Source organism: Mesorhizobium sp. M7A.F.Ca.CA.002.04.1.1, from assembly GCF_004022805.1.
In the GTDB taxonomy this organism is placed as follows: domain Bacteria; phylum Pseudomonadota; class Alphaproteobacteria; order Rhizobiales; family Rhizobiaceae; genus Mesorhizobium; species Mesorhizobium ciceri.
In genome coordinates this window covers 1-1,735 of record NZ_RZPL01000956.1, presented here as the reverse complement: position 1 = coordinate 1,735, position 1,735 = coordinate 1, and the positions used below count along the sequence as shown (strand labels likewise).

Below are 1,735 nucleotides of genomic sequence, written 5' to 3'. Positions count from 1 at the left end.
GTCCAGGCCAAGGCATCCGCCGCGTGGCGTGCCGGGCTTGTTGCCATCATTTGCGTCGGCGAAACGCATGAGCAGCGTGAAGCGGGCGCCACGCTGGACGTGCTGTCGCGGCAGGTCGAGGGCTCAGTCCCGCCAAGCGCCACCCCGTCCAACACCATCATTGCCTATGAGCCGGTATGGGCGATCGGCACCGGCCTGACGCCGACAGCGGCCGACGTCGCTGCGGCACACGCACATATCCGCGAAAAGCTATCGGAAAAGCTCGGCGGCGTCGCGGCGAAGGTGCGCATTCTCTATGGCGGCTCGGTCAAGCCCTCCAACGCGGTCGAACTGCTCGGCGTCAGGAATGTCGACGGCGCGCTGGTTGGCGGCGCCAGCCTGAAAGCGGCGGACTTTCTCGGCATCGCCGAGGCCTATCGCAATATTGCTTGAAGACATTTTCCCTGCCGGACAGGGCTTCCGGTGCACGAAATCGTTGCAAAGGACGGGTTGCTTCCCATATTCCGGCCACGGGCTTGGAAATGCCGTCAAAGCATTGTATTGAGCCGCCTCCAATTCACCGGTCGTGTCCGCGGCCGGGCAAGGCCTTGCCAGGATAAACTATGGAAACCGTACTGATCGTCATCCATCTCATGGTCGTGCTCGCCCTTGTCGGCGTGGTGCTGCTGCAGCGTTCCGAAGGCGGTGGCCTCGGCATCGGTGGCGGGTCCGGCTTCATGACCGCGCGTGGTGCGGCCAATGCGCTGACGCGTGCGACGGCGATCCTGGCGGCTGCCTTCTTCGCCACCTCCTTGACCCTGTCGATCGTCGCCCGCTACGGCGAAAAGCCGATCGATATCCTGGACCGCGTGCCGGCGACCTCGGACGGCGCCGGCAAAGGCGTGCTCAACCAGTTGCCTGGAACCACAACTCCGGCGCCCGCGGGCACCACCACGCCGACGCCGCCTTCCGGCAACGATGCTTCGGCTCCTGCGACTGCCCCGGCCACTGCGCCTGCCGCCGGCTCGACGCCGCCGGCGACCAACGGCACGGCTCCCGCCGCACCGGCGACCCCGCAGGTTCCAAACCAGTAGTCCTCGGTGCCTGAACCGCGATCTGTGGTCGTTTGAACACAGTCGCGGCAAATGCAGCGAGATCACGAAGATTCGACGGGGTGAGGCATGGCCCCACGCTTGAGGCGGCCGCGCTTATTCGACTATAGATTGCACGCGGCATTTCCGGCGCCCTTGGGGGGCGCTGGGCGACGCCGTGGCAACAAGCATAGAACGATCGGATCTTCGCCATGCAGCTTCGCAGCTTCATTTTCCTGGGACTTTGCGCCGCACTCGGCGTGAGTTCCCCCGCTTTCGCAGGCGTTCCGGCCAATATGGCCGCACAGCCTTCGGCTGAAACAACTTCTGCCATCAACGTCGCCGTCAAGAGTGATGCGTCGCAATTGAAGCTTCTCAAGAAGAAGAAAAACCCGACGCCCGACGACCTCGCCCAGATCAAGAAGATCGAGGCCAAGATCGTTGCCGACAAGGAAGCCGCCAAAGCCAAGGCGCTCGAAGCCAGGAAGCTGGCAATGCGCGAGGCGGCAAAGGCCAAGGCCGACGCGGAACGGCAGGCGTTCCTTGCCAAGAAGGGCAAGAGCGCGCCGGCAACCGAGGTGGCCGATGCCAAGCCGGCCAAGAAGCAGGCTGCCAAGATCATCGAGCCTATCGAACCGATAGCGCCGATCCAGTCGGCCGAGCCG

At 64.4% G+C, this 1,735-nt stretch carries 2 protein-coding genes and 1 pseudogene; all 3 read left to right on the top strand.

Features of this window, described 5'->3' with window-relative positions; genetic code table 11:
* Positions 1 to 432 (top strand): triose-phosphate isomerase (locus tag ENZ75_RS30950; RefSeq protein WP_164888144.1); only part of this gene is annotated, 432 nt, incomplete at its 5' end.
* A gap of 170 nt (positions 433 to 602) precedes the next feature.
* The gene (gene secG / locus ENZ75_RS30945; protein WP_013531735.1) at positions 603 to 1,073 is read left to right on the top strand and encodes a preprotein translocase subunit SecG; all 471 of its coding nucleotides are present in this window, start codon (positions 603 to 605) and stop codon (positions 1,071 to 1,073) included.
* Between the two features lie 209 nt (positions 1,074 to 1,282).
* Positions 1,283 to 1,735 (top strand): annotated as a pseudogene (locus tag ENZ75_RS30940) (L,D-transpeptidase); the annotation flags it as partial.

Bases quoted from the DNA above. Each gene is read 5' to 3' on its own strand.
- secG (WP_013531735.1), top strand. From the start codon at position 603: ATGGAAACCGTACTGATCGTCATCCATCTCATGGTCGTGCTCGCCCTT.